This is a genomic window from Herminiimonas sp. (genome assembly GCF_030655415.1).
The window spans coordinates 26,767-39,609 of the sequence record NZ_JAURVN010000011.1 but is presented as its reverse complement, the minus strand read 5'-3'; the positions used below and the strand labels follow the sequence as shown (position 1 = coordinate 39,609).

At 51.4% G+C, this 12,843-nt stretch carries 10 protein-coding genes; 9 read left to right on the top strand and 1 reads right to left on the bottom strand.

Translation table 11 applies throughout. The features are described from left to right. The 6 genes from Q7T66_RS08625 (at position 1) to lpxC (ending at position 6,756) form a co-directional block, all read left to right on the top strand. A complete protein-coding gene (locus Q7T66_RS08625) occupies positions 1 to 984 on the top strand; it encodes a D-alanine--D-alanine ligase (RefSeq protein WP_304932933.1) in 984 nt (327 codons plus the stop codon). Positions 985 to 991: 7 nt separating this feature from the next. After that, entirely contained in the window at positions 992 to 1,759 is a 768-nt protein-coding gene (locus tag Q7T66_RS08620; protein ID WP_304932932.1) for a cell division protein FtsQ/DivIB, read from the top strand. 10 nt (positions 1,760 to 1,769) lie between these two features. Next, positions 1,770 to 3,002, top strand: coding sequence for a cell division protein FtsA (gene ftsA / locus Q7T66_RS08615; protein WP_304932931.1), 1,233 nt, complete (start codon positions 1,770 to 1,772; stop codon positions 3,000 to 3,002). Between the two features lie 129 nt (positions 3,003 to 3,131). Further along, positions 3,132 to 4,322 carry a cell division protein FtsZ gene (gene ftsZ / locus Q7T66_RS08610; protein WP_304932930.1) on the top strand — a complete coding sequence of 397 codons (1,191 nt, stop codon included), beginning with the start codon at positions 3,132 to 3,134 and terminating at the stop codon, positions 4,320 to 4,322. 164 nt (positions 4,323 to 4,486) lie between these two features. Continuing rightward, positions 4,487 to 4,990, top strand: a complete 504-nt coding sequence (locus Q7T66_RS08605) for a peroxiredoxin (RefSeq protein WP_304932929.1) — start codon at positions 4,487 to 4,489, stop codon at positions 4,988 to 4,990. A gap of 830 nt (positions 4,991 to 5,820) precedes the next feature. After that, a complete protein-coding gene (gene lpxC / locus Q7T66_RS08600; RefSeq protein ID WP_304932928.1) occupies positions 5,821 to 6,756 on the top strand; it encodes a UDP-3-O-acyl-N-acetylglucosamine deacetylase in 936 nt (311 codons plus the stop codon). Positions 6,757 to 6,806: 50 nt separating this feature from the next. Here the strand turns inward: lpxC and Q7T66_RS08595 are convergent, their stop codons facing one another. Then, positions 6,807 to 7,178, bottom strand: a complete 372-nt coding sequence (locus Q7T66_RS08595; RefSeq protein WP_370691631.1) for a DciA family protein — start codon at positions 7,176 to 7,178, stop codon at positions 6,807 to 6,809. A gap of 177 nt (positions 7,179 to 7,355) precedes the next feature. Between Q7T66_RS08595 and Q7T66_RS08590 the strand changes: the two genes are divergently transcribed. The 3 genes from Q7T66_RS08590 (at position 7,356) to argJ (ending at position 12,814) form a co-directional block, all read left to right on the top strand. After that, positions 7,356 to 8,300 carry a M23 family metallopeptidase gene (locus tag Q7T66_RS08590; RefSeq protein ID WP_304932926.1) on the top strand — a complete coding sequence of 315 codons (945 nt, stop codon included), beginning with the start codon at positions 7,356 to 7,358 and terminating at the stop codon, positions 8,298 to 8,300. A 290-nt stretch (positions 8,301 to 8,590) separates the two neighbouring features. After that, positions 8,591 to 11,356, top strand: coding sequence for a preprotein translocase subunit SecA (gene secA, locus Q7T66_RS08585; RefSeq protein ID WP_304932925.1), 2,766 nt, complete (start codon positions 8,591 to 8,593; stop codon positions 11,354 to 11,356). Between the two features lie 222 nt (positions 11,357 to 11,578). Beyond that, complete coding sequence (argJ, locus tag Q7T66_RS08580; protein ID WP_304932924.1) at positions 11,579 to 12,814, top strand: bifunctional glutamate N-acetyltransferase/amino-acid acetyltransferase ArgJ; 1,236 nt, start codon at positions 11,579 to 11,581, stop codon at positions 12,812 to 12,814. Positions 12,815 to 12,843: the final 29 nt, after the last annotated feature.

Below are 12,843 nucleotides of genomic sequence, written 5' to 3'. Positions count from 1 at the left end.
ATGACGACAAATTTGAAATCAGAATTCGGTAAGGTTGGCGTCTTGTTCGGCGGGCGTTCTGCCGAGCGTGAAGTGTCCTTGATGTCGGGCAAAGGCGTGTTGGCTGCGCTGCAAAGCAAGGGCGTGGACGCGCATCCATTCGATCCGGCTGAACGCAGTCTGGCGCAATTGGCTGCCGAGAAATTTGATCGCGTTTTTATCGCATTGCACGGTAGTTATGGCGAAGACGGCACCTTGCAAGGTGCGCTGGAACAACTGGGTATTCCATACACTGGTCCTGGCGTCATGGCGTCGGCGATTGCGATGGACAAAGTCATGACCAAGCGTATTTGCCTGAGCCACGATGTACCAACGCCAAAATTCGCCGTGCTGGATTCGGATGCGACTACTGCCGATCAACTGCAAGCAATCGCAAAAGAATTCGATCTGCCTTTGATGTTGAAAGCGCCGCACGAAGGTTCGACGATCGGTATCGCCAAAGTGGAAGACGCTAATGGCATGCAAGCTGGTTTTGACCTGTGCGCCAAGTATGACCGCGTCGTATTGGTCGAGCAATTTATCAAAGGTCGTGAATTGACAGTGCCGGTCATCGGCAGCGGTCGTAGTGCGCGTGCCTTGCCTATCGTCGAAATTCGAGCGCCGCAAGGCAACTACGATTACCAGCACAAATATTTTAGCAATGACACGCAATACCTGTGTCCTGCGCCGCTGGATGAAGCTTTCACCAAACGGATACAGGCATTGGCTGTCAATGCATTCAATGCAGTTGGTTGCACCGGTTGGTCGCGTGTTGATTTCATGATTCGTGAATCGGACAACGAACCGTTTCTGCTCGAGATCAATACTTCGCCAGGCATGACCAGTCATTCGCTGGTACCGATGTCGGCCAAAGTGGCTGGAACTGATTACGAAGATTTGTGTGTAGAGATTTTGCGTTTGGCAAAACTCGAGTTGAAGCCGTCGCAACACGTTAAAGGTAACTGATAACACCATGTGGCAAGACATCAAAATGTTGAACGCAACCGCCAACGCCTTATTCGGCCTGGTCGCGCTCGCGCTGATTTCTGCATGCTTGTGGTGGGTCGCGCAGCGGCCGTACTTCACATTGAAAGTGATACGGATTGAAGGCGCGGAGCAAGCGCAGTTGCGTCACATCAATCCATTGACCGTGCGCAGCGCTGCGTTGGCGCGCATCAAGGGTAATTTTTTCACCGCAAATCTGGATACGGTTCGTCAAACATTTGAATCAGTACCTTGGGTACGCAAGGCAACCGTGCGTCGTGAGTGGCCGAATCAGTTGACGGTAACGCTGGAAGAGCATTCGCCGCTCGGTACCTGGGGTGAAGACGGACGTTTGTTGTCGACCAAGGGCGATGTGTTCACCGCCAATCTGGCAGAGGCGGAAGAAGATGCCGATTTGATGGCGTTTAACGGACCGTTGGGCAGCGAGAAAGAAGTGATCGCGCGCTTGAATGATTTGAATACATGGTTCGCGCCTATGGATGTCACGGCCGAAGCGCTGTATCTGTCGGGTCGTTATGCATGGACAGTGAAATTAAGTAATGGCGTCATGGTGGAATTAGGCAGGGAAAAAAGCAATACGACGTTGAAAGAACGTGTCGAACGATTGGTAGGGATTTATCCGCAATTGGCAGCACGTTTGCAAAACAGGATTGAAAGTATCGACATGCGTTATCCAAACGGTCTGGCCTTGAAGGCGCAAGGTTTGACTGCTGGATCGGACAGTAAAAAAAAGTAAGCGGAACAATATGACAAAAGACGCAAAAAACCTGATCGTCGGTCTCGACATCGGCACTTCTAAAGTGGTGGCTGTAGTGGCGGAAGTATTGCCGAACGGTCGCCACGAAGTGATCGGCCTGGGCCAGCATGAATCCAAGGGATTGAAAAAAGGCGTGGTCGTCAACATCGAGGCCACCGTCGAGTCGATCCAGCGCGCATTGGAAGAAGCCGAGTTGATGGCCGATTGCAAGATCCGAAATGTGTACACCGGCATCGCTGGCAACCACATTCGCAGCTTCAATTCCAGCGGCATGGTGGCGATCAAGGATAAAGAAGTTACCGCTACTGACGTCGCACGCGTGATTGAAACAGCGAAGGCTGTTAACATTCCGACCGACCAGCAATTACTGCACACCGTACCGCAGGAATTTATTGTCGATAATCAGGAAGATGTACGTGAACCAATCGGCATGAGCGGCATCCGACTCGAGGTAAAAGTTCACATCGTCACGGGTGCAGTTTCTGCAGTACAGAATATCGTTAAATGCATACGTCGTTGTGGTCTTGAAGTATCGGATCTGATTTTGCAACCGATGGCTTCTGCTGATGCAGTGTTGACGCCGGATGAAAAAGAACTCGGCGTGGTCTTGATTGATATCGGTGGCGGTACAACTGACGTGGCGATTTTTACTGAAGGTGCGATTCGTCATACCGCAGTGATTCCAATTGCTGGCGACCAGATCACAAACGACATCGCGATGGCCGTGCGTACACCGACTGCCGAAGCCGAAGAAATCAAGCTGCGTTATGGCATGGCCAAACAAGTGCTGGCTGATCCGGGCGAAACGCTGGAAGTGCCAGGCTTAGGTGATCGCGGTACGCGCACCTTGTCGCGTCAGGCTTTGGCCGCTGTGATCGAACCGCGCATCGAAGAATTGTTTTCGCTGGTGCATCAGGTAGTGCGTGAATCCGGTTACGAAGAGGTGCTGTCGTCCGGCATCGTCTTGACCGGCGGCACCGCGATGATGCCCGGCATGGTGGAATTGGCAGAAGATATTTTCCTGAAGCCTGCGCGTTTGGGTACGCCCGAATACAACGGCCAACTGGCAGATGTAGTACGTAGTCCGCGTTATGCAACGGTGTTGGGTTTGTTGTTGGAAGCGAAGAAGCAGTATTTACGCGGACACATCGTCACGCGTCAGGACGGATCAGCAACTGCGCTGGTACGTCGGATGAAAGAATGGTTCTTGGGTAATTTTTAAGTTTGGCTTCAAGTTTTAGTTTTTGTATTTAATTTTAATTTATGTATTAACCAGCAGTTGGCAGTTGCTAGTCGTCACACCGCGTGAGGCCTAGCCACTGGGAACTGCAACTTCTTTAAGGAAATAATCATGGAAATCGATATGCTCGAGAATGTAACGCAAGGTACCGTGATCAAAGTGGTTGGCGTTGGTGGTGCTGGTGGCAACGCTGTACAACACATGATCAACCGCGGCGTCAGCGGTGTGGAATTTATCGTCGCTAATACCGACGCGCAAGCCTTGCAAATGTCGAAGGCACATAACGTCATTCAAATCGGTGAAACCGGTTTGGGCGCTGGTATGAAGCCTGCAGTCGGCCGTCAATTGGCGGAAGAAACACGTCCACGTATCGAAGACGCATTGCGCGGCGCGCACATGGTTTTCATCGCGGCCGGTATGGGCGGCGGTACGGGTACCGGCGCAGCACCGATCATTGCGCAAATCGCGCGTGAACAAGGCGCGTTGACAGTGGCTGTCGTTTCCAAGCCATTCTCGTACGAAGGCAAAAAATGCATGGACATCGCTGACGAAGGTCTGGAAGCGTTGGGCCAGCATGTTGATTCGCTGATCATCATCCTGAACGAAAAACTGGAAGAGATCTATGAAGACGACAGCATGATCGAATGGCTGCAACACGCAGATGACGTGCTGAACAACGCCGTCGCAGGTATTGCAGAAATCATCAACGTCCCAGGTCACATCAACGTCGATTTCAATGACGTCAAAACGATCATGGGCGAACAAGGCAAGGCAATGATGGGTACCGCGACAGCGCACGGCGTTGATCGTGCGCGTATCGCAGCAGAACAAGCAGTTGCATCACCTCTGCTCGACGGTATCGACTTGTCCGGCGCACGTGGCGTGTTGGTCAATGTGACAGCAAGCCGCAGTCTCAAAGGTAAAGAAATCAAAGAAGTCATGGCAACCGTGCGCGCCTTCGCCGCACCTGATGCATCGATCGCGCAAGGTATCGCGTACGACGATGAAATGGGCGACGACATCCGCGTAACAGTCGTTGCGACCGGCTTGGGTCGTGCGCGTAAAGGCGTGCAACTGGTGCAAACACCAATGTTGCGCACTGGTACGCATAATGAACCAATGATGGCGAATACCGGTATGGCTGCAGGCATGACGCACGGCAGCGCTCAACCAGCGTTTGACGGTTTGAAAGCGCCGGCAGTATGGCGTCGTGAATCGGCTTCCGATACGGTGCGCGCGCTGGAAAAGAACGGCATGGAAACCTACGACATTCCTGCATTCCTTCGCAAACAAGCCGACTAATTAATGCACTAATTCTGTACGAATAGACGTAGGTGGTGCGACGAAAGTTGTCAAACCACCTGCAAAAACCGACAGAACAAGGCATACTTCGGTTTCTACGCCGCGCCAAGTGCGCGGCGTTTTACTAATCGGCATTGCCGTAAAAATTAATCAAAGGAATTCATATGACAATCAAAGTTGGCGATCAATTGCCAGAAGCGCGTCTCGCGGAATACATCGATGTAGCAACTGAAGCTTGCTCAATCGGCCCAAGCAAAGTCATGGTGCACGAAGCAACCAAAGGCAAAAAAATCGCAATTTTCGCGGTTCCAGGCGCATTTACACCAACCTGCTCAGAAACACACGCTCCTGGCTACATCAAGGCAGCGGACCAGTTCAAAGCCAAAGGCGTTGATGAAATCTGGTGCATCTCGGTTAACGATCCATTCGTCATGGGCGCATGGGGCCGTGACCAAAAAGCAGTCGGCAAAGTACGTTTCATCGCTGACGGCAGCGGCACATTCACCAAAGCTTTGGGTTTGGAATTCGATCTGACCAAAGGCGGCCTGGGTGTTCGTTCGCAACGTTATTCGATGTTGGTTGAAGACGGCGTCGTCAAACAATTGAACGTTGAAGACAGCGGTCATCTGGAAGTTTCTACAGCAGAAAAATTGCTGGAACAGATTTAAGTTTTTCTGTTTTTGGAAATGCCGTCCGATTGAAAGATCGGGCGGCATTTTTTGTTTGTAGGTTTGGTTTGGGCTTTGTTATTTTGTTTTGTGCGTGCTCTTGTTGGTAATGGCTTTCTCTCTTCGATGAAAGTTGGTATGCCGGGGGTAGCCCGGCGGCTACTCACTTTTCTTGCTTCGCCAAGAAAAGTAAGCAAAAGAAGGCGACGCAGAAGCCGTTGCCCGCTGCGCGGGTACCCAAGTCAAACGATCATCAGTCGGGAGCACAAACAAACTCGCTGTGCTCAAACAGGTTTGCACTCTTTATCCGCCTGACGACCGCTTGCCTTGGCAACGTCACATGCGGTTAAGGTCAAAAGCAACCGCAACCGCAACCGCAACCGCAACCGCAACCGCAACCGCAACCGCGACCGTAAGATCAACTACCTTACTCATTGAACTCCAAGTTAGCTCACGAGAACGCTGTTGCCGTTGATCTTCACCCGCTGTGACGCTGCCGTTTGTGCGGAGCAGAAAATGGAAAAAGAAGTGAACGCTGTCTGAGCCGCAGGCGAGTTTCGTTCGCTTCCCATTTTTTGATTTGCACAGACGGGAACCCGAAGGGCAGCGGCTTCGCGGTCGCCTTCTTTTGCTTACTTTTCTTGGCGAAGCAAGAAAAGTGAGTAGCAGCCGGGCTACCCCCGGCAACTGATTCTCCTCCAAGAGAACATTTTATTAAGACCAAAGAGCGTCTTACGCTGGTGCCAACAAGCAAAACCCCCTGTTGTTTTCAACACAATTCCCCCAACCATCGCCACGCGAATTCCCCCCACGATTGCTATAATCGCCAGATGCTAAAACAACGCACCATCCAACAAACAGTCAAGTCCGTCGGCGTCGGCCTGCATTCAGGCACCAAGGTCGAATTGACGCTGCGCCCAGCTCCTATTGACACCGGCATCGTGTTCTATCGCGTCGATCTCGACCCTGTTGTCGAACTGCCCGCGCAAGCGCTGCGTGTCGGCGATACCCGCATGGCTTCTACTTTGCAAGTGGGCGAGGCCAAGGTTTCGACCGTCGAACATCTGATGTCCGCTTGTGCTGGTCTCGGCATCGACAATCTATATGTCGACCTGACGGCCGAAGAAGTGCCGATCATGGACGGTTCTGCTTCGTCCTTTGTGTTTCTGCTACAGCAAGCGGGTTTGCAGGAGCAGGACGCAGCCAAAAAATTCATTCGCATCAAGAAGCCAGTCGAAGTACGTCACGGTAGCGGCAATCGCGAAATCTGGGCGCGCCTTGAGCCCTATGAAGGCTTCAAGCTCAAGTTTTTCATCGAATTCAATCATCCTGCAGTCGATGCCACTGGCCAAACCGCCGAGATCGATTTCAGTTTCGAGTCCTACGTCAAAGATGTGGCGCGCGCCCGTACTTTTGGTTTCATGCAGGATATGGAAACCTTGCGCGGGATGGGTTTGATTCGTGGAGGCTCGCTGGAAAACGCGATTGTGATGGATGAATATCGCATCCTCAACACCGATGGCCTGCGTTACGACAATGAGTTTGTAAGGCACAAGATCCTGGACGCAATTGGCGATTTATATCTGGTCGGTTATCCGCTGATTGCCAGCTATAACGCGCACAAATCCGGCCACATGCTGAATAATCTTTTGGTCCGAGCTCTGCTTGAGCAGCCAGATGCTTATGAAATTGTTACCTTCGAAAAAATCGAATCTGCGCCTAAAGACTATGCGCGTCAGGCTGATCTGGAGTGGGTGTTGAGCTAAGTCAGGCTTTAATGCGGGGGTGTGGCTCGTTTGCGTCGCTCCCTAAAACCTTACTTTTCCGTACGTCTACGCTGCATTAATGCTGCGAGCGCATTTTTTAGCGCCTCGTTGCGTGGCGAGTTTTCCAAGGTGTGGCTGAGTTCGTTAAATGCAGAAACAGCTTCTGTTGGCAGCACCAATTGCTTGGAAGCTGTTGATTTTACAAGCATTTTGGCGACTTGCACTTTGAGGCGTATTGCATTAACCTGCCATCCCCGCTGTAACAATTGCTCTTGTAATTTTGGACATTGTTGCTTTAGTCTCGCAGCCAGCGCCGCGTTCGGAACCGATAGAACCAGCTGGTCCGCCTCGAACTGCAATACGGCGCAGTGCGTAAACATGGCAGGAAGCGCCGCTGCACAATCTTTTTGCAGTGCGGCCATGCGAGTGATGGATGGTAGCAATGCAGCCATCTGGTCGTGGGAACGTAAGAATTCCGCAGCACCTTTCGCAGTTTTAGTGAAAGGAGAGCTTTGCTTGAAAGGGGTAAATGAGGGTGCGCGCATCGTCATGAAACCTTATCACACCTCGTCCTCAACCGGCGAGGCAAGGGAGTCGCGATGCAGATTATTTTGTTGCACCCACGTTTTACCCACGCCAAATCCGTCACTTTGACGCATCGGCATCTGATGTTGGTGGTCGTCGCTTTCATCGCGGCGGTTTTGCTAGTCACATCTCTGTTGTTCTATTTTGTATCCAGCAATGCAGCGAGTCTGCCATCCCCATTCCGCGAAATGTTCACGGGTGTGGCGCAAGGCGACGAAGCGCAAAAAGACAAATTCCTGAAAGAAAATCTCGCCTTGATGGCACGCCGCGTCGGTGAAATGCAGGCGCAATTGATGCGTCTGGACGCTTTGGGCGAACGTGTACAAGGTTTGGCCGGAGTCAAACCAACTGAATTTAATTTCAAAGAGTTGCCGGGCCGCGGCGGCGTCGAGCCTATGGATAGCACCAGTAGCCGCGATCTAACCATGTCGGAATTCAAGGCATTGCTCGATGCAATGTCGCATGACGTCGAGCGCCGTGCCGATTACATGAATGTGGTTGAGTCGACGTTGATGAGAGACAAGATCAAATCCAAATTGTTGCCTACCAGCCAGCCGGTCAACGTCAGCTATAACGCTTCCACGTTTGGACGCAGACTTGATCCGTTCTCAGGTCGCAGCACGATGCACGAAGGAATCGATTTTGCAGCGCCTATCGGTACGCCCATCATGGCGGCTGCCGGCGGCGTCGTGACGGTGGCGGAATTCCATCCGCAATACGGCAACATGATGGAAATTGATCATGGCAATGACATGATCACGCGTTATGCGCATACGTCACGTTTGTTAATGCATGTCGGCGATATCGTGCGGCGTGGTCAGCATATCGCCGATATCGGTACCACGGGGCGTTCGACCGGGCCGCATTTGCATTTTGAGGTCCGCATCAAAGGCGTGGCGCAGGATCCGCACAAGTTCTTGATTGCCGGCGCGAATCAGGCCAGATTGGCTGGCAAGTAAGGTAAGTGGTAGTGAGAAATAAATGAGGAGTGAAAACAGATAATCGTTTTATTCTCGATGAATAGGGTGCTGTAACGGTCAGACCAAGAACAAAATCGCATTACAAAGGTCAGATTGCTGCAAGATCAAGTGCCCGTTTCATGAACTAGCTATTGTTTCCGGACTGATAAGCCCAATATGCCGGAAACCACATGATAAAATCCATAATTTAGCCCAAGCCCAATTCGATGCAGCCCAAGTGGTGGTTGCTGTATTTGATTGTTTCAAGGCGCCTTTTTTAGAATCCAAGCATGTCATTACTGACTCAGATTTTCGGTAGCCGCAATCAGCGCTTACTCAAGCAATACCAAAAGACCGTTCGCGAAATCAATGCCTTCGAGCCGGCGCTGGAAAAATTATCGGACGAGGCCTTGCAAGCCAAAACGCCGGAATTCAAGGAGCGTCTCGCCAAAGGCGAAAACATCGATGACCTTTTGCCGGAAGCTTTTGCCGTTTGCCGCGAAGCGAGTAAGCGCGTCTTGAAGATGCGCCACTTCGACGTTCAGCTGATAGGCGGGATGACGCTGCATTATGGAAAAATTGCAGAGATGGGCACAGGCGAGGGTAAAACCCTGATGGCGACCCTGCCTACATATCTGAATGCGCTTGTCGGCAAAGGCGTGCACGTCGTGACGGTCAATGATTATTTGGCGCAACGCGATGCCGAATGGATGGGCACTTTGTACGGCTGGCTCGGTTTGAGCACAGGTATCAATCTGTCGCAGATGGCGCACGATGTGAAGCAGAGCGCATACAACTCCGACATCACCTACGGTACCAACAACGAATTCGGTTTTGATTACCTGCGTGACAATATGGTCTACGACGTGGCTGATCGCGTCCAACGCGATTTGCACTTTGCCGTCGTCGATGAAGTGGATTCGATTCTGATCGATGAAGCGCGTACGCCGTTGATCATTTCCGGACAGGCTGAAAATCATACTGAGCTGTATCACAAGATCAATGAAGTACCGCCGTTGCTGACTCTGCAAATCGGTGAAGAAACTCCCGATGGCAAAGGAACGGTAGAAGTCCCTGGCGATTACACCAAGGATGAAAAATCGCATCAAGTTTTGTTGACTGAAGCTGGTCACGAAAAAGCCGAACAAATCCTGACGCGCATGGGTTTGCTGCCAGAAGGCGCTTCGCTGTACGACGCTGCCAACATCACCTTGATTCATCATTTGTACGCCGCTTTGCGCGCACACACGCTGTATCACAAGGATCAGCATTACGTGGTGCAGAACGATGAAGTGACGATCGTCGATGAATTCACCGGTCGTTTGATGACTGGTCGTCGCTGGTCTGACGGTTTGCATCAAGCGGTTGAAGCGAAAGAACACGTACGTATTCAGAATGAAAATCAGACCTTGGCGTCGATTACATTCCAGAACTACTTCCGTATGTACGGCAAGTTGTCCGGCATGACCGGTACTGCTGATACCGAAGCGTACGAATTCCAGGAAATCTACGGCCTCGAAACCGTCGTGATTCCACAGAATCGTCCGAACCAACGTAAAGACCGTCAAGATCAGGTTTACAAATCGTCGGAAGAAAAATACGGCGCGATGCTGAAGGATATTCAGGATTGCTACGAGCGTGGTCAGCCGGTATTGGTTGGTACGACTTCGATTGAAAATTCCGAATTGTTGTCAGGCATTTTGACTAAAGCAAAATTGCCGCACAACGTGCTGAACGCTAAACAGCATGCACGCGAAGCGGAAATCATTGCGCAAGCAGGTCGTCCTAAAGCAATCACGATTGCCACCAATATGGCCGGTCGCGGTACGGATATCGTATTGGGCGGCAACGTCGCCAAACAAGTACAGATCATCGAGGCGAATCCCGATTTGTCCGATGCTGATAAAGCAGCGCAAGCGCAAAAATTGCGTGACGAATGGCAATCGCTGCATGATCACGTGGTTACTGCTGGTGGCTTGCACATCATTGGTACCGAACGTCACGAATCACGTCGCGTCGACAATCAGTTGCGCGGTCGTTCAGGTCGTCAAGGCGATCCGGGTTCTTCACGTTTCTATCTGTCGCTGGACGATGCTTTGCTGCGCATTTTCGCCGGTGACCGCGTACGCGCGATCATGGACCGTTTGAAAATGCCGGAAGGCGAACCGATTGAAGCGGGCATTGTTTCGCGTTCGATTGAATCGGCACAACGCAAGGTTGAAGCACGTAACTTCGATATTCGTAAGCAATTGCTGGAATACGATGACGTCGCCAACGATCAACGCAAAGTGATCTATCAACAGCGTAATGAATTGCTGGCTACGCAGGATGTGTCGGAGTTGATCACCTCATTGCGCCAAGGCGTATTCCACGATCTGTTCCGCACTTATGTGCCTGAACAATCGATGGAAGAGCAGTGGGATTTGAAAACGCTGGATGATGTATTGCGCAACGAATGGCAAATCGATTTCTCAGTGGCTGCTGTGCTCGAAGCAGAGCCAAACATCACGGACGAAGAGTTGCTTGAGCGTTTGTTGAAGGTAACTGACGCCGTCTACGACGACAAAGTCGGTATCGTCGGCAAGGAATCGTTTGGCGGCTTTGAGCGTGGCGTCATGCTGCAAGGCGTCGATTCGCATTGGCGTGAACATCTGGCTGCTTTGGATCATTTGCGTCAAGGTATTCATCTGCGCGGCTATGCGCAAAAAAATCCTAAGCAGGAATACAAACGTGAAGCCTTCGAACTGTTTGGTCAAATGCTGAATCTGATCAAGGACGAAGTAGTTAAAACGGTGATGACCGTGCGCATACAATCACGTGAAGAAATCGAAGCGGCAGAAGAACAACTGTCACAATCCAATGTGGAAAATGTGCATTACCAACATGCTGATTTTGATCCAGATGCAGCGCCGGAAGAATTGCTGGCGCCAACCGCACAAGCTAGCGACGCTGGTGCACAGCCGCAAGTAAATGAAGTGCCGAAGGTCGGTCGTAACGATCCATGTCCTTGCGGTAGCGGCAAGAAATACAAACAGTGTCATGGTCGTCTCGCGTAAGTTCTGATCAAGCACTGAACAATGAAGGGCGCGTGGGTTTATATCTCACCCGCCCTTTTACTTTGGCGGCTGCGTACTGAGCGCGGATTCTGCTGATGCTGGTTCAAGCGTTTACAATATCCATTTGCGATAGCTTCTGAATTCAGTATTCGTCGTTGAACACTATATTCAGCGCTTGCTATCGATGTAGTTCTATTTTTTAACCTTACATAAATTAAAGCCATGGCCGTCAATCTCCCTCTTCCCATTCCTGAAAATCTGACCGCAGTTGCCGGTATCGAGCTCGGTCAAGCCGAAGCGGGAATACGCAAGGCCAATCGCAAAGATGTGTTGGTGATGAAATTGGCGCCGACTGCAACTGTGACTGGCGTCTTCACGAAGAATCGCTTTTGCGCCGCACCGGTACAAGTCTGCAAAGAACATTTGGCGAATCGCAAAGTTGGAGCGCCGATACGCGCGCTGGTTATTAACACTGGCAATGCGAATGCCGGCACTGGCGAAACCGGGCTGGCGGATGCGAATGCTACGTGTGCCGCATTGGCAAAATTGCTGGATTGCGATGCATCGCAAATCCTGCCGTTTTCTACCGGCGTGATTCTCGAACCATTGCCGGTTGATCGTTTAGTCGCCGGTTTGCCGCAAGCCATTTCGAACTTAAAATCAGACAACTGGCACAACGCGGCCTTGTCGATCATGACCACTGATACGCAGCCGAAAGCCGCATCGCGTCAAGTCACGATCAACGGTCATACGATTACGCTGACTGGCGTGAGCAAAGGCGCTGGCATGATCAAGCCAAATATGGCGACCATGCTGGGCTTTATGGCAACCGATGCCAAAGTGGCGCAGCCGGTGTTGGATCATATGGTCAAGCAAGTAGCTGATCGCTCATTCAACTGCATTACGATCGACGGTGATACATCGACCAACGATTCGTTCATCGTGATCGCAACCGGTACTTCACCGCTGGAAATCAATGCGATTGATACGCCGGAATACACGGCACTCGCTGCCGCGGTTCTTGGCTTGTCGCAAGAGTTGGCGCAAATGATCGTGCGTGATGGCGAAGGTGCAACCAAGTTCATTACAGTGACGGTAGAAGAAGGCAACGATGTCGAAGAGTGCCGCAAGATCGCTTATTCGATTGCGCATTCGCCATTGGTTAAAACTGCTTTCTTTGCGTCTGATCCAAATCTCGGCCGCATCCTCGCCGCTATCGGTTACGCCGGTGTCGATGATCTGGATGTAAGCAAATTGAATCTGTATCTGGATGACGTATGGGTCGCAAAAAACGGCGGCCGCAATCCGGATTACAAGGAAGAAGACGGTCAACGCGTGATGAAGCAAAGCGAAATTACTGTGCGGGTTAAACTCGGTCGCGGCAACGCAGATGCCACCATCTGGACCTGCGATTTATCGCATGAATACGTGACGATCAATGCCGATTACCGTTCTTGATATACGTCGCGTGCGCGGCTGAACCAAGG